Source organism: Thalassolituus sp. UBA2009 (genome assembly GCF_002335285.1).
In the GTDB taxonomy this organism is placed as follows: Bacteria; Pseudomonadota; Gammaproteobacteria; order Pseudomonadales; family Oceanobacteraceae; genus Venatoribacter; species Venatoribacter alkanivorans.
Genome location: NZ_DDCJ01000022.1, coordinates 62,265 through 83,021 on the forward strand (window position 1 = coordinate 62,265; position 20,757 = coordinate 83,021).

Here is a 20,757-nt window from a genome sequence, read left to right on the forward strand (position 1 = left end):
GGATCAATCACACCGAGTCCAGCCATGCCTACCATGATTCCTTTTTCCAGCCCTGATGCCTACGAAGAGATAAGCCCGGTTATTGCCCATCGCGGTGCCAGCGGCCATGCGCCGGAAAATACCCGCGCAGCCATTGAGCTGGCGGCCCGCCAGGGAGCACGCTGGGCCGAGGTTGATGTCACCATTTCTGCCGACGGCATTGCCGTTATTCACCACGACGCCGATCTTAAGCGCTGCTCGGACGGTGACGGACTGGTGATTCAGAAGCGTCTGGCTGAGCTGAAGCAGCTCGATGTCGGTAGCTGGTTTGCTGAGCAGTATCGTGGCGAACAGATCCTGACTCTGTCGGAATTACTGGTGCTGGCTAATCATCTGGAGCTGGGACTCAACCTCGAGATCAAACCGACCATCGGACGCGAACCGGAAACCGTCTGGGCCATTCATAAAGCCTTACAGCAGGTTCACTTTGAGCAGCCACTGTTGCTCAGCAGCTTCAGTATCCACGCACTGCAATCTGCACGCCGGCATATGCCCCACATCACCCGCGCGCTGAACGTCGAAGCCATTCCGGCCGACTGGCAGCATCGCCTGGAAGAAGCCGACTGCGCCGGACTGCATTTCGCCAAAGAATTTTTCGATGCCGCACAGGTGAGAGCCATCCGTGAAGCGGGCTACCATATGCTGGTGTTTACCGTGAATGATGCGGACACCGCCCAGCGCCTGCTGCAGGCCGGTGTCGACGGTGTCTTTACCGATCTGCCGCAGGCCCTGGAGCAGGCACTGGGCAATGCCCGCGGCGGCAGTGTCAGCCACTGATAGCGCGCTGAAAAATATGGCGCCGGAATGCCGCAGCCAGCTGATCGCTGCTAGATCAAACGGTTATTTGTATATAGATAAATATTAATTTTAAGAATATACAAGCTCTGCTATCGTTCGCCGCCATAACGACTTTTCTAATAACCACAGGTTAGCAACCGGTTTTTTATGTACGTATACGATGAGTACGATCAGCAATTGCTGAATGAGCGCGTCGCCCAGTTTAAGGGGCAAATGGAGCGCTATCTCGCCGGCAAGATCGCCGATGACGAGTTCCTGCCACTGCGTCTGCAAAATGGCATTTACGTGCAGCGCTACGCGCCTATGCTGCGGGTTGCTGTGCCTTACGGTCAGATGAACTCTGCTCAGATGCGTGCCCTGGCGCGTGTCGCACGTGAATATGATAAAGGCTATGCCCACTTCTCGACCCGTCAGAACGTACAGTTCAACTGGCCGAAACTGGAGCAGTGCCCACAGATTCTGGCCGATCTGGCTGAAGTTCAGATGCACGCCGTGCAGACCAGTGGTAACTGTATCCGTAACACCACCACCGACGAATATGCCGGGGTCATTGCGGAAGAAACCGTTGATCCGCGTCCGTACTGCGAAATCATCCGTCAGTGGTCGACCTTCCACCCGGAATTCGCCTTCCTGCCGCGTAAATTCAAAATTGCCGTGAACGCGGTGCCCGGTGCTGACCGCGCTGCCATTCAGGTGCACGACATTGGCGTGAACATTATCCGCAATGCCGAAGGCCAGATCGGCTATCGCATTCTGGTTGGTGGTGGTCTCGGCCGTACGCCGATCGTGGGTGAAGAAATCCGCAGCTTCCTGCCAGAAGAAGACCTGCTGACCTATCTCGATGCTGTTATCCGTGTGTACAACCAGTTTGGTCGCCGTGATAACAAGTACAAAGCCCGTATCAAGATTCTGGTGAAAGCACTGGGTGTTGAGCGTATGGCTGAGCTGGTTGAAGCCGAGTGGGAACGCATTAAAAACGGTGACAGCAAACTGACTGCTGCCGAACTGGAACGCGTGAAGAAACACTTCACCGACCCGGCCTACAAAGCGCTGAGCGATGGACCCGCCGAGCTGACGTCAGCCCGCGCTGAAAATGCCGCCTTTGCCCGCTGGCTGCAGCGCAACGTGCGCGCCCACAAGCAGGCCGGTTATGCCATCGTGACCCTGACGCTGAAGCAGAAAGGCACGCCTCCGGGTGATGTGACTGCAGAGCAGATGGATCAGATCGCCATGCTCGCCGACAAATACAGCTTTGGTGAAATCCGCTCTACGCACCAGCAGAATCTGGTACTGGCCGATGTCGAACAGAGCGAACTGTTTGCCCTGTGGCAGGAAGCGAAAGCACTGGGTCTGGCCACGCCGACTCTGGGTCTGCTGACCGATATGATCTGCTGCCCGGGTGGCGATTTCTGTGCCCTGGCCAACGCCAAGTCCATACCGGTTGCCGAAGCCATTCAGCTGCGCTTCGATGATCTGGATTATCTGCACGATCTGGGTGAAATCGACCTGAACATTTCCGGTTGTATGAACGCCTGTGGTCACCACCACGTTGGTAATATCGGCGTACTGGGTGTCGATAAGAAAGGCGAAGAGTTCTATCAGATCTCTCTCGGTGGTAACGCTGGCGAGAATACGTCACTGGGCAAGATCCTTGGGCCATCTTTCGCCCGCGATCAGATGCCGGACATCATCGCCAAGATTCTCGACTTCTATGTCGCCAAGCGCAGCGAAGGTGAAACCTTCCTCGAAACCTACCGTCGTATCGGTCATGACCCATTCAAGGAGGCGATCTATGGCCCAGCTCATTAAACAAGGCCAGCTCGTCAGCAACGACGAATGGCACCTGATCGAAGACGATGCCATCATCGCTGACTATGGCATCATCAGCCTCAAGCGCTGGCAGGAAAACGCTGCTGCCCTGCTGCCGCTGGCCCAGGCCGGTAAAATCGGCCTGCTGCTGAACAGCGATGAAACCGCCGACCTGATTGGCGATGATTGCCGTCAGTTTGTGCTGATTGCTGTGAACTTCCCGAAATTCAGCGACGGCCGTGGTTACAGCACCGCCCGCCTGCTGCGTGAGCGTCATGGCTTTAAAGGCGAACTGCGTTCTGTCGGTGACGTGCTGATCGACCAGCTGTTCTTTATGAACCGCTGTGGTTTTAATAGCTTTGCACTGCGTGACGATCAGGATCTGAACGACGCTCTGGCTGCGTTCGCGACCTTCACCGTCTGCTATCAGAACGACGTTAACGATCAGCGCCCGCTGTTCCGTCGCCGCTAGCTCTTTCCGGCACCCGCGCAGTGCTGACAATGTCAGATTCTGCGCCGGGGGCATGGCACATCCCCGCCCCCTGCCTTACCCTTATGGCTGAACCCGGGGATTATTCATGCCACAAGATATCGTTTTTTCGTTTTTTCTCGTCTTTGCCGGCGCCCTGGTCCTGGCAACCTTCGCACTGTTTACCCGCCAGCCATTACTGATTGCTTATATTGCCCTCGGCGCCATCGTTGGTCCTTTTGGCATGGGCTGGATTGAACACCCGGATGAACTGGCCGACATGGCCGATATCGGCATTATTTTTCTGCTGTTTCTGCTGGGTTTGGATATGCAGCCATCTGCTCTGCTGGCGATGTTGCGTAAAGCGATGCTGGTGGCGCTGGCCAGTTCGCTGGTGTTTTTTGCAGCGGGCTTTGGCCTGACTCAGGCCTTTGGGTTCAGCACCATGGACAGCATCATCATCGGTCTGGCGATGATGTTTTCCAGCACCATTATCGGCCTTAAACTGCTGCCCACCACGGTTCTGCACCATAAGCACATCGGCGAGCTGATGATCGGCCTGCTGCTGATTCAGGACATGCTGGCCATTCTGGTATTGATTCTGCTCGGCGTGCTTGAAGGCGGCAGCAGCATGCCGGTCTGGCAGCCCTTTGTTGCACTCCCTCTGCTTGCTGCCGCCTGCTACCTTCTGGTTAAAGGCGTTCTGCTGCCATTGATAGTGCGTTTCGACCGCTACCACGAATACCTGTTTATTCTGGCTATCGGCTGGTGCCTGGCTGTGGCAGAAGGTGCCAAACTGGTTGGCCTGACCCATGAAATTGGTGCTTTTATCGCCGGCGTTACCCTTGCCACCAGTCCGATAGCGCAGTTTATTGCTATCAGTCTGAAGCCGTTGCGGGATTTTTTTCTGGTGATGTTTTTCTTTGCTTTGGGCGCGCGCTTCAATCTGCAGTTACTGGCCGATGTGGCCCTGCCGGCAAGTCTGCTGGCCCTGTTGGTACTGGTGCTGAAACCGGTGAGTTTCAGGCTGTTGCTGGGGCGTTTCAGCGAACGACACGAGCTGGCCTGGGACGTTGGCCTGCGCCTCGGCCAGATCAGTGAGTTTTCGCTGCTGATCGGCTTTGTCGCCGTGCAAAGTGCCCTGCTCAGTGAACAGGGCTCATTGCTGATTCAGGCAACGGCCATTCTGACCTTTGTCATTTCAAGCTACATCGTGGTGTTCAGTCTGCCCAATCCCATTGCTGTCAGCGATAAACTGCGCCGGGATTAGGGCCTGTTAATCAGTTCGCGCCTGACGGTGCATAGATGCGCAGACGGTGGCCATCCGGGTCCAGCACGGTAAAGGTATAACCAAATTCCATCATGACCGGCACCTGTGCCACCGCAATCTGCCGCGCAGACCAATCGGCATACAGTGCATCCACCTGAGCAACATCGGCCACCGGAATGGCGATCTCTCCGCCTCCTGAAGACTGTGTGCCGCTTACTTTCGGCTGTACGTCACTGCGTGACCAGACACCGAAACGAAATGCCGGGTTCAGGGCAAACAGAGCAAAATGTTCCGTGGCTTCAACCGGTACACAATCAAGCAGCCCGGTGTAAAAATCGGTGCTGCGACGGGCATCATTAACGTAAAGAATGACAAGGTTCGGGTTTAACATAAGGATATTCCTGTGCGGTGTTAAATAATCCGGGGCTCCTGCCCCAGTCCGTACAGAATATAAAAGCCTGCTGTCAGTTTTTGTCAGCAGTGTGAATTGCCTGTGCAGGCACCCCGGTGACCCTGCGCCATTCCGCCAGCAACTGCTGACGCCGGCGCGGGTAGCGCTCTTCCAGTGGCGTCAGCGCCAGAACCCGGTCGGTACGGAAATGGCGGAAATCCCCGCGCATTTCACACCAGGCAACCAGCACCCGTACACGATCAAAATATCCCAGCGCAAAAGGCCAGATCAGCCGCTGCGACTGCTGGCCGTTCTGATCGCGATAATCGATATTCACTTTATGTCCGCTGCGGATAGCCTGACGCAGGGTGGCGACATCGACACTGTCTTCCATCCGCTCAGCCGCAGGCCCGACCAGCAACGCATTGGCGTCCAGAGCATCGCGTAAATCCTGTGGCAATACCGCTGCAATCCGGCTCAGTGCACTGCTGGCAGCAACCGCCATCTGTCTGTCGGTACGGCCCGCGACCCAGCGCATCCCCAGAACCAGCGCTTCCAGCTCTTCTTCACTGAACATCAGCGGCGGCAACATAAAACCGGGCCTGAGCATATAGCCAACTCCGGCTTCTCCCTCAATATTCGCCCCCTGCTGCTGCAGCGTGGCGATATCGCGATAAAGAGTACGCAATGAGATGCCCAGCCGCTCCGCCAGCTCAGCTCCGGACACAGGAAAGCGGTAGCTGCGCAGCAACTGGATAAGATCGAGCAAACGTTGAGAACGGCTCATACAATTTCCGGCCGGTAAAAACGCCATACTGCCAGAAAATGGCAGCAAGAAAAGCTAAAAACTGAACACTGAACACTGAACACTAAAACGCAGGCACAAAAAAGCCCCGAATGGCGGGGCTTGTCAGCTAACAGAAAATCAATCGCGCTTCAGGTTCACCCGGTAACGACCAACGCCCTGGCCCGCCAAAATGGCTGCCAGTACCGCAGGTAATTCTGCACGACCAATCTCGGTGGTCATCTCTTCGAGCTGCGGCAGACGCCAGGCCGCAGCCACCTTATTCAGTACCGCCTGCTTATCGGCCAGCGGGATTTCAACCGAGTCCACACCCAGCAGGCTGACGCCGCGCAAAATAAACGGAAACACACTGGCTTCGATTTTGACACCTGCAATCATGCCACAAGTAGTCACCGCGCCTTCCGGCTGGATCTGCGGAATCAGTGCAGAGACCAGATCACCACCAACGGTATCAATGGCGGCCTGATACAAAGGCTTGGCCATGGCCTTGCCCTTCAGTGCCAACACCTCATCGCGACCGATAACCCGGCTTGCTCCCAAACCTTTGAGAAAAGCTTCCTGCTCGGGCTTACCTGACAGCGCCACAACCTCATACCCCTGAGCGGCGAGCAACGCCACCGCCACCGAACCCACGCCACCGGTTGCACCGGTCACGACCACAGGGCCTGCATCCGGGCGAATACCGGCACGCTCCAGCTTTTGCAGGCTCAGGGCGGCCGTAAAACCAGCAGTACCCCAGGCCATACTTTCCGCCATGTTCAGTGTCTGCGGTTTATGCAGCACCCAGCCGGCCGGCACACGAACGTGCTGGCCAAAACCACCGGCGGTATTCATGCCCAGGTCGTAACCGAAGACGACGACTTCGTCACCGGTTTTGAACTGCGGGTCGTTACTGGCCAGCACAGTGCCGGCAACATCAATACCCGGCGTATGCGGGTAAGCACGGGTCACACCTTTATTACCACTGGCGGACAGTGCGTCTTTGTAATTGACCGAGGAGTAAGCCACGTCAATCAGCACATCCCCTGCGGGCAGATCGTCATCGCTCAGAGTCTGCCAGGCGGCCTTCATGCCCTGTTCGGTTTCTTCTACCCGGTATGCGAGAAAAGTCATAGTTACTCCTTATTTTTTATCAGTATCAGCCTTTGCTTTGCTGCTGTTTATTCAGCAGGGTCAGCAGGCGGGTAAAGGCGCCCTCTGCACCCTTCTGTACCGCCAGTCCCAGCTTTTCCTGCAGCGACTTTTTGTATTCATAGCGCACGCTGTAAACATCAGAATTAGCGCAGGCCGCCACAAGATAATCATCGCTGGTGCCGACATCATCAATCAGACGATGATCCAAGGCCTGCTGGCCATACCAGATATCTCCGGTAGCCACGGCTTCGATATCGATACGTGGACGGCTGTGCTTCACATGCTGTTTGAACAGTTCGTGGGTATCTTCCAGGTCAGACTGGAACTTATCTTTGGCTTTTGCTGAGTTATGGCCAAACATGGTCACCGTACGCTTGTATTCACCGGCGGTGAACAGCTCGTAATCGACATCGTGCTTTTTCAGCAAACGATTAAAGTTAGGCAACTGAGCGACCACACCAATAGAACCAACAATGGCAAAGGGCGCAGCAATGATACGGTTAGCCAGACATGCCATCATATAGCCACCACTGGCAGCGACTTTATCGACACAGACCGTCAGCGGGATGCCGCGGTCACGGATACGCTTGAGCTGCGAAGCTCCAAGGCCGTAGGTATGTACCATACCACCGCCACTTTCCAGACGAACAACGATCTCATCATCGCCGGTCGCCATGGTCAGTACAGCCGTAATCTCCTGACGCAGCAGCTCAACCTGACTGGCCTGGATATCCCCATCAAAGTCGAGTACATACACGCGCTTGCGCTTTTCGGTGTTTTCAATGCCGTCTTTAATGCGTTTCTTTTCTGCCTTCTCTTTGGCTTTTTCTTCTTTCTTCTTGTCTTTTTCCAGCGCCTTCAGTTCTTCTTTCGAATACAGCGCATACTCAAGATCTTCTTTGTGGTTATCGAGCTCATCATTAAGCTTCTTCACAACCAGCTCGCCGTCCTCTGAACGGCGGTTACGCATGCCGATAGAAACCACGCCCCCAACGACCACCAGAATGGCCACCACAACGGTGACCGCCTTCAACAGAAAAGCTCCGTACTCTGCCAGGAATTCCACGCTTTGTTCCTTAATGAATTTAAAATAGTCCGCAAGCATAACTGAATGGCAGGCGCGTACAAGTAAGCGCACTTTGTGCGTTTCAAACAATCGTATGATTTTTCGTTGACACCCGCATTGCCAGCCCATAGAGTTGTGCGGTCTGACGCAAGACAAAGTCCTGACAGGATGCTGATATGCGCATCACCCATCAGCAGATCTCCTGTCTTTTGTAGCAATAATAAGGAAACCGTTATGGCATCTGTTGCAGAAATCATCGAAACCATGAACAGCAAGTTCAACGCCGCGGCTGCTGCCGGTGTTGACCTGATCTTCCAATTCAACATCGAAGATGGCGAAACCTATCACCTGATCGTTAAAGATGGCACTTGTGCTGTTGCTGAAGGTGCAAACGATGACGCTAACGTTACTCTGATCATGAACACCGAAACCTTCGCAGGTATCGCTTCTGGTGAGACTGACGGCATGCAGGCTTTCATGTCTGGTCAACTGCGCGTTGAAGGCGACATGATGCTGGCAACCAAGCTGGGCGAATTCTTCCCTGCTTAATTGCTGACAGCATAAAAAAAGCGACCGAATGGTCGCTTTTTTTATGCCTGCGGTTCAGACACTGTTACCACTCACCCTGCAGAGCCTGCTCCGCCACGTCATTCAGTGGCCGCGCAATCAGCCCCTTGGGGCTCAACTGCACAGAATAAACTGCGCCATTCACCAATGGCATATAAACCGCACTGCCAAACTGAGCATCCAGCCAGAGTTTGTGATGACGCAGGGAATCCCAGAGATCAAACCAGCGTGACTCAGCCAGACTGTAGACACTTCGCTCTGCTGTACGCTCCTGTTCCAGAGAGAGGTAGCGTCCGGATAAACGGTCAAGGCGATACAGAGGTGTCGCGCCCAGCGCAGCAAAAGGCCCATTCCAGACCAGCAAGCGAACATCCAGCTGCCACTGATCACCCAGAATTTTAAACCGGCGTTCATGGTTATCAGTATCGACCAGAGTCAGATCGAACACCTGATCATCCAGCTGATAAACACTGACACTGACCAGCGGCTCTTCTTTGAGCAGCTGCTTGTAACTCCAGATATCAACCAGCATAAACACGGCGACAATGCTGCTGACCAGCAGGACCAGACCAACAGTCCCCTTAAGCCACTGAATGAACCAATCACGCCCCCACCACAGCACAACAATGACCGCCAGCGCGACCAAAAGAAAGACGAGCGTAAAGCCCGTCAGGCTTCCCTGCAGCATGTTATTTCCTCAGATGCGCAATACTTTCTCTGGCCAGCTGCAACGCTTCTTCCGCTCCGGCAGACTGCCCATTAAGGGAGTCAAGGAAGTATTCAATGGCGGTAATTGCGTCAGCAAAAGCCTCCATTTTGGCTTCTGACGGCGGCAGATCTTCTTCCAGAACCTGTTTGGTTACAAAGGTATCCAGATCAAGCAGCATGTTGTATACCGGCTCTTTTTCCAGAAACATCATGGCGCCGGCCACATCAATCAGGCTCTTCCCAACATTACGTACGTGCAACTTGTCACCACTGGAATCAAGGTAAGCTCCAATGGCGCGCTTGATCATGGTCAGAGCGGTCATAGATTCCGACAATACGGCAATCTTGGCTTCACTGAGGCTGACCGGGTCAACCAGAGAGTCCTTTTCCAGCCCTTTATGCGTCAGAGCCCGCATTGCCTGTTCGATATGAATGATTTCATCGGCAATAAAGGCCATATCAGCCAGCACACCTTTCGGACCCGCGGCACGCAAACGCTGACACAGATGACCTGTACGCTCCGCCGCTTCAGCCAGGTTGGCTATCTGCAGGGTGTCACCAATACGCGCCAGCGATGAAACTAACTCGTCAAAGTTAGCTTCACTAACGTCCGTACGTTCAAACAGATCGGCCAGATCTTTTACCGATTGCAGTTCTTCCTGCAAAGCATCCGACAATGACTCCAGCGCTGACTGATCAGGGCCGGATAATTTAGCCCGCGATACAGCCAGCTGCTTTTCTTTGATGCTGCGGTCAATATGGAATTCCTGCTGCAGCTGGCTCAGCAGATCCGTTTCCGGTTCAGCTAAAGCAACCAGATACAAAAATTCTTTCAGCAGCCAGTCAGGCAGTTTCTCGTTAAACGCCTTACCTTCAGTATCCTGAATTTTACGCACCTGACGATCCAGGGTGCCCAGCAGCAACAGGCGCTGCGGTGTCATCTCAAATGAATCCTGCGATAAAGCATCAAGCGCACCGCTGACAACATGCCAGAACAACCAGGCCGCTCCACCACGGCTGGCACGCTCAAAACGACGCACTGCCCGCAGCATTACCTGCAACGGTCCGCGACGCCCATTCCCCCGCATCAGACCAATCAGCCCCAGCTGATATAGCTGACGCGCGCGGCGATAGGGAAAACTGGCAGCTCCGGCTTCTGCCGCCGGAACGGCCAGTTTGGGCCGCAGGTTAACCAGAAAGAAATAAGCTTCCGGCAGCGGCTTTTCGTGGCGCTCTTTGCGGACAAGATTAATCGTCGGCAGCAACAGACTCGGTGCCACCGGGTCGCCGCTGACCACAAAGTCTACATATCGCTTCAGAAAAACAATGGCCTGAGTAAAAGCAGCCAGTGTAGATTCGGCTACACTCTGGTTGCGCACTACCCGTCCGGTTTCTGCCAGTTCTTCGCACAGACGCTCGCCTGCCCGGAAGTCCAGCATTTTGAAGGTACCCCGAACCTGCTGCACCTCTTCAAGAAAGGCACGCAGGTTATCGGCGTTTCCATGTTCCGAGTACACATCAAGCTGCGCAGCGGCCTGATCCAATGCATTGGCAATTTCAGCCTTCACCAGATTCAGGGAGGCGGCAAATTGTGTGATTTCACTTCCTGTCGATATATCAGCCATTACTAGCGTCATTCATTGTTATGATCTGTGTGATTCTAACGACTATAAGAGCAAAGCGCGAAGCGTTTTCCGCAAAGCCTTGCCCTTCAACTATACTGAGTACACAAAAACCCACTTGGCAATTCAGACAAACGGGGTCAGCTTTGGTTTCAACGGCTCAATATGTACGATTCCCTTCAAGGATGAGTTGCAAATAATTGAAAACCCATTAAATTGCCCACGCGCTTAGCCCTTCGGCCTGATCAAAAGGAATCCCACCATGCAGTCCTCCCTGTCAGCTGCTTTTGTCAGTAATTTTCTTGGCAACGCCCCGCTCTGGTACAAAAAAACGATCCTGGCCTTTCTGGCCCTGAACATCGTCTTTCTTTACACCCTGGGTTCTTACATCACGGGCTGGATTCTGATCGTAGAATTCATTTTCACCCTGGCGATGGCACTGAAATGCTACCCGTTACAGCCCGGCGGCCTGCTCGCCATTGAGTCTATCCTGCTCGGAATGGCAAGCCCTGAGATCGTGTATGAGGAGACTCTGGCTAACTTCCCGGTCATTCTGCTGCTGATGTTTATGGTGGCGGGCATTTACTTTATGAAGGACCTGCTGCTGTTTGTATTCACCAAGATTCTGCTTGGTGTCCGCTCTAAAATGGCACTGTCCTTTCTGTTTTGTGCCGTTGCCGCGGTTTTATCAGCGTTCCTTGATGCTTTAACCGTAACGGCTGTTCTGATCAGTGTATCGGTGGGTTTTTACAGCGTTTATCACAAAGTCGCGAGCGGCAAGAACTTCAACAACGACCACGACCATGGCAACGATGATGAGCTGAAAGAACAGCATCGTGTCGATCTGGAAAGCTTCCGCGCGTTTCTGCGCAGCCTGATGATGCACGGTGCCGTCGGTACCGCACTCGGCGGTGTCTGCACGCTGGTAGGCGAACCGCAGAATCTGCTGATTGCCAAAGTTGCCGGCTGGGAGTTCGGTGAATTCTTCACCATGATGGCACCGGTCACAATGCCTGTACTGGTAGCTGGCCTGCTGACCTGTCTGTTACTGGAGAAAATGAGCTGGTTCGGTTACGGCGCCAAATTACCAGACGATGTACGCAGCATTCTGGAAAACTTCAATGAAGAACAGAAGCAGCACATGACTCAGAAGCGTGTAGCTCAGCTCTGGGTACAGGGACTGGTCGCTATATTCCTGGTGATTGGTCTGGCTATGCATCTGGCGGAAGTTGGTCTGATTGGTTTGCTGGTAATCGTATTACTGACCGCATTTAACGGTATTATCGAAGAACATCAGCTGGGCAAAGCCTTTGAAGAAGCCCTGCCTTTCACCGCACTGCTGGTGGTGTTTTTCTCAATCGTCGGCGTTATCCATGCCCAGCATCTGTTCACGCCGATCATCACCTGGATTCTGAATACTGACAACGTATCAACCGCTGCTCAGCCGGGTGTGTTTTTCCTGGCCAACGGCGTACTGTCGATGATCAGTGATAATGTTTTCGTGGCAACCGTCTACATCTCGGAAGTAAAAGCTGCCCTGACGGCCGGTGATATCACCCGTGAGCACTTCGACCTGCTGGCCACCGCAATTAACACCGGTACCAACCTGCCAAGTGTCGCCACGCCTAACGGTCAGGCCGCATTCCTGTTCCTGCTGACCTCGGCCCTGGCTCCGCTGATCCGCCTGTCTTATGGTCGCATGGTGGTTATGGCTCTGCCTTACACCGTTGTGATGACCGGTGTTGGCTATATCGCGGTAACCCACTGGCTCTGAGATTTCAGAGCCGGAAAGCACAGAGCATATATCAGCGGCGCCAGATGGCGCCGCCGCTTTTTTTATCGATCAGATCGAGCATTTTCTCATGCGCGGCAGTCTCTTCAGCACTGGCCCGGATGATACGCTGATTAACTGCATCCAGGTCGATATCACCGATATCGATCACCACTTCTTCCTCTTCTTTTTCTTCTTCAACCGCCAATGCCAGCGCGGTCTGACCACCGGTCATGGTCAGGTAAACATCCGCCAGAATCTCAGCATCCAGCAAAGCGCCGTGCAAATCGCGATGACTGTTATCGATGCCATAACGCTTACACAAAGCATCCAGGCTGTTTCTTGCCCCTGGGTGCAGATCCCGGGCCATTTTCAGCGTATCGAGCACACCACAGAAGTCGCGGGTCATGGATAAGTTCAGGCGGCGGAACTCGGCATCCATCATGCCCACGTCGAACGCCGCGTTATGGATCACCAGCTGCGAACCGGCAATAAACTCGCGGAATTCTTGCGCAACCTGAGCGAAAACCGGGGCCCCCTGCTCAATCAGCCATTCGTTGGTAATACCGTGTACCGCGGCAGCTTCAGGATCAATATCACGTTGCGGATTGATATAGACGTGATAATGCCGCCCGGTCAGCTTACGCTCGAAAATCTCAACGCAACCGATTTCAACGATACGGTGCCCCTCACCAATACCGGTGGTTTCAGTATCCAGTACGACCTGTCTCATGCTTTTACTCCGGCAACGCCTTTATTGGCCAACTGGTCGGCCCGTTCATTCTCTGCGTGGCCGGTATGACCACGTACCCAGCGCCACTCGATCTGGTGACGCTGACATTCAGCATCCAGCTGCTGCCAGAGATCCTGATTTTTAATCGGCTGTTTGGCAGCATTACGCCAGCCCTTCTTCTTCCAGCCGGCCAGCCATTCATTAATGCCCTTCATCACATACTGCGAGTCAGTGGTCAGAATGACCTGACACGGACGTTTCAGCGCCTTGAGCCCTTCAATCGCCGCCATCAGTTCCATACGGTTATTAGTGGTATTGGCTTCTCCACCAAAGAGTTCTTTCTCCATCTCACCGTAGCGCAGCAAGGCCCCCCAGCCACCCGGGCCAGGATTGCCCTTGCAGGCACCGTCGGTAAAGAGTTCGACTTTCGCCGTCATGTTATTTTCCACAATGTTGAGTGCCCGCAACGCTTGATGCGACCGGTGCCGCCAGGCCAAAGCCGGCTTCCGCCAACTGCCAGCGGCGCGGACGGATGGGTGTCAGTCCGGCTACGGTCTTGCGGGCGACAAGTACATAGGCGTTCGCTGGCAGCCAGCGTGTTCCAGCCAGTACCCGATCAATCCGCCGGCTGACCGATTCAGAAATAATATTAAGAGGCCAGGCATGAGCAACCGGAGATACCTGCTCGACCCGGAAATCCAGCAGCAGCAACCAGTCGCGCAGACGGGATTCGCTGACCGGGTTAGTCAGCCACGGCAGCTCAGTTGAGAAGGTTCTCAGCCAACGCATACCTCCCCACCAACTGTATGGGTTAAAGCCAACCACAATCAGATAACCGTTGGGCATGACCGTTCGCGCCGCCTCCCGGATCATCTGGTGCGGACGGTGGCTCATATCGAGCGAATGCTGCAACACCACCACATCCAGGCTTTCATCAGCAAAGGGCCAGGCGCCATCAGCCATTTCCCCCTGAGGATCAACTACTCCACGGGCCCACGGCAGCCCCATGCGGAAACTGTGCTGCAGGCGGCTGCGCTGCAGAAAACGGGGTTCGGCATCAATGCCACTGTAAAGAAGATGACAACCATGCAGTTGACTGACCCAATCGCGCAACCAGCCGGCTTCGAGAGCCAACAGCCGCTGAGTCGCCGGGCGCAGTAGCCAGCGTTGGTAAATTTCCGGTTTGATCCGGCTGCCGACGGTATTCATATGACCTCGTTTACTTGCTACCCGACGCCCTGGAAACTAGACTGGCCGGCCACGTAGCGACATTGTAATCACATGCAGCAATTCACTCTATTACTGTCTGTCCTTTTTATGGCTGGTTGCAGCCAGTTGACCACCAGAACAGACAGCGAGCCGGAACAAAAACGTTCCGATATGGTTCTGACCGTCCTTGAAGACTGGCAACCGCAGGATATATCCCATACAACCTATGAAGATATCTGGCAACGTATCATTGCCTCTTATCAGCTGGACACCAATATCGACAACCCGCGGATTGAAGCGCAGCTGAACTGGTATAAGTCACACCAGGCGTATATGGATCGCGTAGCGGAACGTGGGGTGCGCTATCTGCATTTTATTGCTGAGCAGATTGAAGCGCGCAATGTTCCCGGTGAACTGGCCCTGCTGCCGATTGTGGAAAGCGCCTTTGATCCTTTTGCCTACTCCCACGGTCGTGCATCCGGTGTGTGGCAGTTTATTCCGTCGACCGGCCGCGATTTCGGCCTGCAGCAGGACTGGTGGCATGATGGCCGGCGCGACATCCGTGCCGCTACTGAGGCCGCACTGATGTATCTTGATGCCCTGCAGCGTGAGTTTAACGGTGACTGGCTGCTGGCACTGGCGGCGTATAACTCCGGAGCCGGTACCGTGCGGAAGGCAATGCGTAAAAACCGTGCCCGTGGTCGTGCAACCGATTTCTGGTCGCTCGATCTGCCCAAAGAAACCCGTGATTACGTACCCAAACTCATCGCTCTGGCAAAACTGATTAAATCGGCAGAAGAATATCAGGTCACACTGGTGCCCGTGCCGGATGAACCCTACTTTGCCGTGGCAGAAACCGGTGGTCAGATTGATCTGTCACAGGTGGCAGAACTGGCCCAGACACCACTCGATGAAATCTACAAACTCAACCCCGGATTTAATCGCTGGGCCACACGCCCGACGGGGCCGCACGAGGTACTGATCCCTGTGGCTCAGTACGAAGTCTTCACCGAGCAACTGGCCGCACTGCCACCAAGCGCCCGCCTGAAGTGGCAACGCTATGCAGTCCGTAACGGTGACAGCCTGATAACCATTGCCAAGCAGTTTCATACCACCCCGGAAGCGTTGAAGCAGGCTAATGGCATTCGCGGCAATATTATCCGCGCGGGTGAACAGCTGTTGATTCCCGGCGCCTTCAAAAGCCAGGACGCTTATTCGCACAGCGTATCCCAGCGCCTTGACCGCCTGAAAACACTGCGCCGCCCGGGTAACAGCGAACGGGTTGAATACCGCGTCCGCTCAGGCGACAGCTTCTGGGAAATAGCCCGTTCACACGATGTTAAAGTCAGCGAGCTGGCACGCTGGAATGGCATGGCACCCGGCGATCCACTGCGCGCCGGACAAACGCTGGTCATCTGGAGCAAGAAAAACATGCCGGGCAAGCGCGAAGTTATCCGCAAAGTGAATTACCGCGTCCGCCCCGGTGATTCTCTGGCCCGTATCTCACAAAAATTCAACGTCCGGGTCTCTGATGTGAAGCGCTGGAATTCATCACAGGTAAAAGAGAAATATCTGCAACCGGGCCAGACATTAACGCTCTATGTGGACGTTATGCGCTGAGCGGGCGTCATTATTAACGCTGTGGACACAATATGTGGAATAACTACGGATTGCCAAAGTGCAGGCACTGCCCATAGGATGGGCCATATGACGCTCATACCACTCAACAACCGATCAGTCCTGCCGCTGGCTCTCCTGATCAGCCTTATACTACTCAGCCAGATTGCCCGTGCCAGCATTGCTGTAACTGACAACCCCAGCAGTGAGCTGGCCGGCGTTGCCTGGCAAAGCAATGACGACAGCGCTCCCTGGGGAGATGCAAGCGCACAACGTGGCGGCATCTCACGTCAGCCCTTACTGCACTTCCCTCCAAATATCCGCCGCATCGGCCCGCAAACACCACACAGCTTCAGCGCTACGCTGGAAAACCTGCAACTGCCGCTTATCGCCCGCCACCCACAGGACTCCCGCTGGATTCCTATGCTGGCCAGCCGCTGGCTGGTCAATGAGCAGGCCATGCGACTGTATTTTGAACTGGACGCCGATGCGCGCTGGTCTGATGGTGTCGCAGTTACCACCGAGGACATACGTTTTACTCTCGAATTCCTAACTGACCCGGCGACAGCGGCTGCCTGGCAGGCAGAACGTCTGCAACAACTGATCAGCGGGCTGGAAGTGTTTGACCAGCAGAGATTTGCCCTGGTTCTGCAAAAGCCGGCCACTATGAACAGCATTCGCGAACTGGCTTCACTGCGCCCTTTTGCCGCCCATGTTTACCGTAATCCACGCGGCTGGCCAAAAAGTTTTGACTGGTACCCAGAGCCAACAACTGGACCTTATTATCTCGCGCAATTGAACCCTAACGCGCAGATTGTCTTGCGCGAAACCAGTGACTGGTGGGGACGTGACAAGCGGTATTTTAAGCATCGCTTCAATGTCCGCCGGGTTAACCTGCGTATGCCGGACAAGGACTATTCTGTTGTCGATCTGCTGGAACGCGGTGAACTGGATGTCATTCCGCTTAACACTACCGAAAACTGGCAATCTGAGCAGATTAGCCAGCTCAGCAACAGCAAGCGCATTAACCGGATTCAGTTCTACCATCAGGCTCCGCTCCCCTTCACTGGCCTGCTATTAAATGCCAATCACCCGAGACTGAGCAGCAAGTCCCAGCGAGCTGCCGTTCTCTCGGCACTGAGTCCGCAAACAGCCATCTCAGAACTGAACGAAGCTGAATCACTCAGCGCTGATTTTATCCGCCGTTCTGAGACATCTGATCAACAGCCGAATGCAGAAATATCGGTATTGCCAGACGAGCTGACCCTAATCTATAGCGACCAGCAGGATCTGATGTTTTTGCGCCTGCTGCAGCAACAGGCAAAGATAAAGGGGATGAGTATCCTTTTGGAAAAAGTTTCACCTGCGAAATTACGCAGTGCCCTGCAGCAGGCCAATTACGATCTTACCTGGCTCCGCTTTTCATCCCCGCTGAATGGCGAGAATTTCCTGTCGCTATTCCAGTCCGGAAACGGGCAGATTTTTATCAGCATGGATGCGGTACAGCGTTTTATATCCGGGACAGGCAATACGGCTACAGCAGAACAGCTTTTTAAGTACCTGCAGGATGAATCAATATTTCATACGGGCTACGGCTACCCCTACTGCCGCTCAGCAAGCTGGCAATGGTTAAAGCTGCCCGAAAATCAGGGAACACGAATCAGCACTGATTTGTTCAATCCTTTTGATGCCGTTACCGGCGGACTTTTCTGGATAGACCGCAAGCAACGTGCTGACATACTGGCGAAACCTGAGCGTGGTAAAAACGATGACAGTAAGCCACATATTAATATTCAATACAGACTGAACAATAATCAGCTCTGACAACCAAAACCGACTGTTTCAGTCCGGAATAAAAGGATCTCAACATGGGTATGTTAACCGGTAAAAAAGCTCTGATTGTTGGCGTGGCCAGCAAGCATTCTATTGCTTATGGCATTGCTGATGCGTTCCATCGCGAAGGTGCAGAACTCGCTTTTACCTATCAGGGCGAAAAATTAAAAGAACGGGTAGAGAAAATGGCCGCCGGCTGGGATTCTGATATCTGCCTGCCATGCGACGTAGCCTCTGATGAAGAAATCGCTGCCGTTTTCACCGAACTGGAAAAGAAATGGGGTCATCTCGACATTCTGATTCACTCCGTAGGCTTTGCACCGGCTCACGAACTGGATGGCGATTATCTGAGCGTGACTACCCGCGAAGGTTTCCGTATTGCTCACGATATCAGCTCATACAGTTTTGTCGCCCTGGCAAAAGGCGCACGTCCGTTAATGCAGGGACGTAACGGCGCAATGCTGACCCTGACCTACCATGGCTCCCAGCAAACCCTGCCAAACTATAACGTTATGGGGCTGGCAAAAGCGTCTCTGGAAGCATCGGTGCGCTACCTTGCAGGTTCTCTGGGTAAAGAAGGTATCCGTGTTAACTCCATTTCAGCAGGTCCGATTAAAACCCTGGCAGCGGCTGGTATTAAAAGCTTCCGCCGCATGCTGAAAAAGAACGCAGACCGTGCACCTTTAGGCCGGAACATCACCATCGACGAAGTGGGTAATACCGCAGCCTTCCTGTGCTCTGATCTGGCATCTGGTATTGCCGCGCAGAATATCTATGTTGATGGCGGCTTTAACACCTGCGCCATGAGCGTGGATGAGATGGAAGAATCCTGAGCCGCAAAAATAAGGTAATAAACAAAAATTAGTTAATAAAAAAGGGGCCTGAGCCCCTTTTTTATTGCCTGACACTATCTGCCAATATTATGAGCCGGAACGCTCAATCTTAGTGGCTGACTTAGCCCATGCCTGATAGCTCAGCATATCAGCGCGGCTGTTCTGGGCACGCCCTGCTTCTTTCGCTTCGTCACTAACGGCCATGTCCTGCCAGTTTTTTGCATCAACCGCATCCAGCGTTACTACCGTAAAGCCGCCCGGAGTTTTAACAACATCCGATTGACCAACGGTGAGTGCAAACGCTTTCTGCTGCGCCAGACGAGGAGCCTCACTGGACTGCTGGAAGGTCGCTGAAACTTTCTTCCAGGCTTTTGCCTGCTCATCACCACTGACGATCGCATCAGCCAACACACGAGCCTGAGCAAGCGCACGTTCACGCTTCAGGCTCATCACAACCTGAGGCTTAACTTCAGCCAGAGGTTTTACCGATGCGTCTTTATGCTCACTCACCGCCAGAACAACAGCACCATCCTGCAGCTCAACGACTTCGCTGATTTGCTTATCCAGCATCACATTTTCTTCAAAAGCAACCTGGCGTACACCTTCGTTCAGAGCAATGCCGTTACCATTTTCACGGCTGAAAAATTCCGTGCTCTGTAATTCCAGATTCAATGCTTTGGCAACATCGTCAATGGATTCAGCAGAAAATGAAATATTCGACAGCTCCTGCATCTGCTCGGCATAAACCGCTTCCGCTTTACCTTCACGAACCTCACGGCTCAGTTCAGCTTTAACATCAGCCAGTGATTTAACACTTGGCGTTACGATGCTGTCGAGGCGAATGATGTGGTAGCCAAATTCACTTTTAACCGGTGAAGAAATCTGGTCTTTCTGCAACGCATACAGAGTATCTTCAAATTCCGGAACAAAGCTTCCTTTGGTGCTCAGGCCCAGATTACCACCGGCATTTTTTGTACCGATATCATCAGAGTATTCTTTTGCCAGTGCAGCAAAATCTTCGCCTTTATCCAGACGTGATTTAATGTCGTCAGCCAGAGCCAGAGCTTCAGCATCGCTGCGATCATCATTTACTTCGATCAGGATATGGCTGGAACTGCGTTGCTCTTTCGCCAGTTCACGGGACTGATAATCGATGTAAGCGGCCTGCAACTCATCCTCTGTCACATCCTGCTTAGCTGCAATGTCAGCACGCTTAAGCTGTACATACTGAATGCGCACCTGCTCTTCAGTTTTGTAACGGTCTTTATTTGCTTCGTACGCCAACTGAATATCTTCATCCGATAATTCGATACTGGCTTCCAGATCTTTGGCGTTGACTTCGTAGAAACTGAAGGTGCGCAATTCGTTATTCAGTGCTTCACTCACCTGAACAGCAAACGGGGTTTCCACACTGCTTAAAACAAAAGCCGCACGCGCCTGATTGGTTTTAATATCGTCTGCCAGGCTGGCACGGAACGTGAGTGGCGACAGACCATTCATGCGCAGTACGTTCTGGAACTGTTCTTTATCAAAACGACCATCCTGCTGGAAAGCAGGAATGCTTACGATGGTTTCATCAATAGCACTGGAAGCTGCACGCAACCCCAGTTTATCGGCCTGAACCAAAGCAACTTTTTGCTCAATCAGCTGCTCAAGCGCGGATTGACGCAGAAATTTTTCGTTAAACAGATTTTCATCATACTGCTCACCAAACTGGCGACGCAGGTTAGCTTTCTGTTGTTCAACGGTCCGTACGATATCTGCTTCCGTGATTTCCTGATCGCCAACTGTCGCTGTGGCCGGTGTTCCACCGCCCAGGCTGACAATGCTTTCAACGCCCCACAGCGCAAAGACAAAGATAATAAAAAATACAATTACTTTAGCGATCATACCCTGAGCATTATCGCGCATTGTCTGTAGCATGCTTCCTCCAATGATTATTCGAGCCACCAATACAAAAAAAGCGCATCAGGGATGCGCTTTTAATTTTGGCGGACCGGACGGGACTCGAACCCGCGACCCCCGGCGTGACAGGCCGGTATTCTAACCGACTGAACTACCGGTCCTTAATCCAACTAACTTA

19 protein-coding genes and 1 tRNA gene are annotated in these 20,757 nt (G+C 53.5%); 9 read left to right on the forward strand and 11 right to left on the reverse strand.

Features of this window, described 5'->3' with window-relative positions; translation table 11 throughout:
• Positions 1-24: 24 nt before the first annotated feature.
• The 4 genes from B3P58_RS02645 (at position 25) to B3P58_RS02660 (ending at position 4,385) form a co-directional block, all read left to right on the forward strand.
• A complete protein-coding gene (locus tag B3P58_RS02645) occupies positions 25-816 on the forward strand; it encodes a glycerophosphodiester phosphodiesterase family protein (RefSeq protein WP_230332283.1) in 792 nt (263 codons plus the stop codon).
• Positions 817-984: 168 nt separating this feature from the next.
• Positions 985-2,646, forward strand: coding sequence for a nitrite/sulfite reductase (locus tag B3P58_RS02650; RefSeq protein WP_286715956.1), 1,662 nt, complete (start codon positions 985-987; stop codon positions 2,644-2,646).
• On the forward strand, positions 2,630-3,118 hold the full coding sequence (locus B3P58_RS02655; protein WP_145468554.1) for a DUF934 domain-containing protein: 489 nt from the start codon (positions 2,630-2,632) through the stop codon (positions 3,116-3,118). The genes B3P58_RS02650 and B3P58_RS02655 overlap by 17 nt, the downstream gene beginning before the upstream one ends.
• Before the next feature lie 106 nt (positions 3,119-3,224).
• Positions 3,225-4,385, forward strand: a complete 1,161-nt coding sequence (locus B3P58_RS02660; protein WP_145468552.1) for a cation:proton antiporter — start codon at positions 3,225-3,227, stop codon at positions 4,383-4,385.
• A gap of 10 nt (positions 4,386-4,395) precedes the next feature.
• Here B3P58_RS02660 and B3P58_RS02665 read toward each other — a convergent pair whose 3' ends face one another.
• The 4 genes from B3P58_RS02665 to sohB form a co-directional block, all read right to left on the reverse strand.
• Entirely contained in the window at positions 4,396-4,776 is a 381-nt protein-coding gene (locus tag B3P58_RS02665; protein ID WP_286715959.1) for a VOC family protein, read from the reverse strand.
• A gap of 73 nt (positions 4,777-4,849) precedes the next feature.
• Positions 4,850-5,563: a helix-turn-helix transcriptional regulator gene (locus tag B3P58_RS02670; protein ID WP_286715961.1), complete on the reverse strand. Its 714-nt coding sequence runs from the start codon at positions 5,561-5,563 to the stop codon at positions 4,850-4,852.
• 138 nt (positions 5,564-5,701) lie between these two features.
• Positions 5,702-6,694, reverse strand: coding sequence for a YhdH/YhfP family quinone oxidoreductase (locus tag B3P58_RS02675; RefSeq protein ID WP_286715963.1), 993 nt, complete (start codon positions 6,692-6,694; stop codon positions 5,702-5,704).
• Positions 6,695-6,719: 25 nt separating this feature from the next.
• Positions 6,720-7,781, reverse strand: coding sequence for a protease SohB (sohB, locus tag B3P58_RS02680; protein ID WP_225692651.1), 1,062 nt, complete (start codon positions 7,779-7,781; stop codon positions 6,720-6,722).
• Positions 7,782-8,015: 234 nt separating this feature from the next.
• Here sohB and B3P58_RS02685 point away from each other — a divergent pair, with 234 nt between their 5' ends.
• Complete coding sequence (locus B3P58_RS02685) at positions 8,016-8,330, forward strand: SCP2 sterol-binding domain-containing protein (RefSeq protein ID WP_145468542.1); 315 nt, start codon at positions 8,016-8,018, stop codon at positions 8,328-8,330.
• Between the two features lie 64 nt (positions 8,331-8,394).
• Here B3P58_RS02685 and B3P58_RS02690 read toward each other — a convergent pair whose 3' ends face one another.
• Together B3P58_RS02690 and B3P58_RS02695 are read right to left on the reverse strand one after the other, a co-directional pair.
• Positions 8,395-9,036, reverse strand: a complete 642-nt coding sequence (locus tag B3P58_RS02690) for a cation/multidrug efflux pump (RefSeq protein WP_145468540.1) — start codon at positions 9,034-9,036, stop codon at positions 8,395-8,397.
• A gap of 1 nt (position 9,037) precedes the next feature.
• Positions 9,038-10,681, reverse strand: coding sequence for a hypothetical protein (locus tag B3P58_RS02695; RefSeq protein WP_145468538.1), 1,644 nt, complete (start codon positions 10,679-10,681; stop codon positions 9,038-9,040).
• A 259-nt stretch (positions 10,682-10,940) separates the two neighbouring features.
• Here B3P58_RS02695 and nhaB point away from each other — a divergent pair, with 259 nt between their 5' ends.
• Positions 10,941-12,452: a sodium/proton antiporter NhaB gene (gene nhaB / locus B3P58_RS02700; RefSeq protein WP_145468536.1), complete on the forward strand. Its 1,512-nt coding sequence runs from the start codon at positions 10,941-10,943 to the stop codon at positions 12,450-12,452.
• Positions 12,453-12,483: 31 nt separating this feature from the next.
• Here nhaB and dnaQ read toward each other — a convergent pair whose 3' ends face one another.
• The 3 genes from dnaQ to B3P58_RS02715 are packed head-to-tail and all read right to left on the reverse strand — an operon-like array spanning position 12,484 to position 14,391.
• Positions 12,484-13,182, reverse strand: coding sequence for a DNA polymerase III subunit epsilon (gene dnaQ, locus B3P58_RS02705; RefSeq protein ID WP_145468534.1), 699 nt, complete (start codon positions 13,180-13,182; stop codon positions 12,484-12,486).
• The gene (rnhA, locus tag B3P58_RS02710) at positions 13,179-13,619 is read right to left on the reverse strand and encodes a ribonuclease HI (RefSeq protein WP_230332287.1); all 441 of its coding nucleotides are present in this window, start codon (positions 13,617-13,619) and stop codon (positions 13,179-13,181) included. The genes dnaQ and rnhA overlap by 4 nt, the downstream gene beginning before the upstream one ends.
• 1 nt (position 13,620) lies before the next feature.
• On the reverse strand, positions 13,621-14,391 hold the full coding sequence (locus B3P58_RS02715) for a class I SAM-dependent methyltransferase (protein ID WP_230332288.1): 771 nt from the start codon (positions 14,389-14,391) through the stop codon (positions 13,621-13,623).
• A gap of 126 nt (positions 14,392-14,517) precedes the next feature.
• Here B3P58_RS02715 and B3P58_RS02720 point away from each other — a divergent pair, with 126 nt between their 5' ends.
• The 3 genes from B3P58_RS02720 (at position 14,518) to B3P58_RS02730 (ending at position 18,674) form a co-directional block, all read left to right on the forward strand.
• Positions 14,518-16,011 (forward strand): lytic transglycosylase, encoded by a 1,494-nt coding sequence (locus B3P58_RS02720; RefSeq protein WP_225692648.1) that lies wholly within the window; start codon positions 14,518-14,520, stop codon positions 16,009-16,011.
• An 87-nt stretch (positions 16,012-16,098) separates the two neighbouring features.
• The gene (locus B3P58_RS02725) at positions 16,099-17,832 is read left to right on the forward strand and encodes an ABC transporter substrate-binding protein (RefSeq protein ID WP_230332289.1); all 1,734 of its coding nucleotides are present in this window, start codon (positions 16,099-16,101) and stop codon (positions 17,830-17,832) included.
• Between the two features lie 44 nt (positions 17,833-17,876).
• On the forward strand, positions 17,877-18,674 hold the full coding sequence (locus tag B3P58_RS02730) for an enoyl-ACP reductase FabI (protein ID WP_225692646.1): 798 nt from the start codon (positions 17,877-17,879) through the stop codon (positions 18,672-18,674).
• Positions 18,675-18,761: 87 nt separating this feature from the next.
• On the opposite strand, the gene B3P58_RS02735 is transcribed toward B3P58_RS02730, so the two are convergent.
• Both B3P58_RS02735 and B3P58_RS02740 read right to left on the reverse strand, forming a co-directional pair.
• Complete coding sequence (locus B3P58_RS02735) at positions 18,762-20,597, reverse strand: SurA N-terminal domain-containing protein (RefSeq protein ID WP_230332290.1); 1,836 nt, start codon at positions 20,595-20,597, stop codon at positions 18,762-18,764.
• A 66-nt stretch (positions 20,598-20,663) separates the two neighbouring features.
• A tRNA-Asp gene (locus B3P58_RS02740) sits at positions 20,664-20,740 on the reverse strand.
• Positions 20,741-20,757 lie beyond the last annotated feature (17 nt).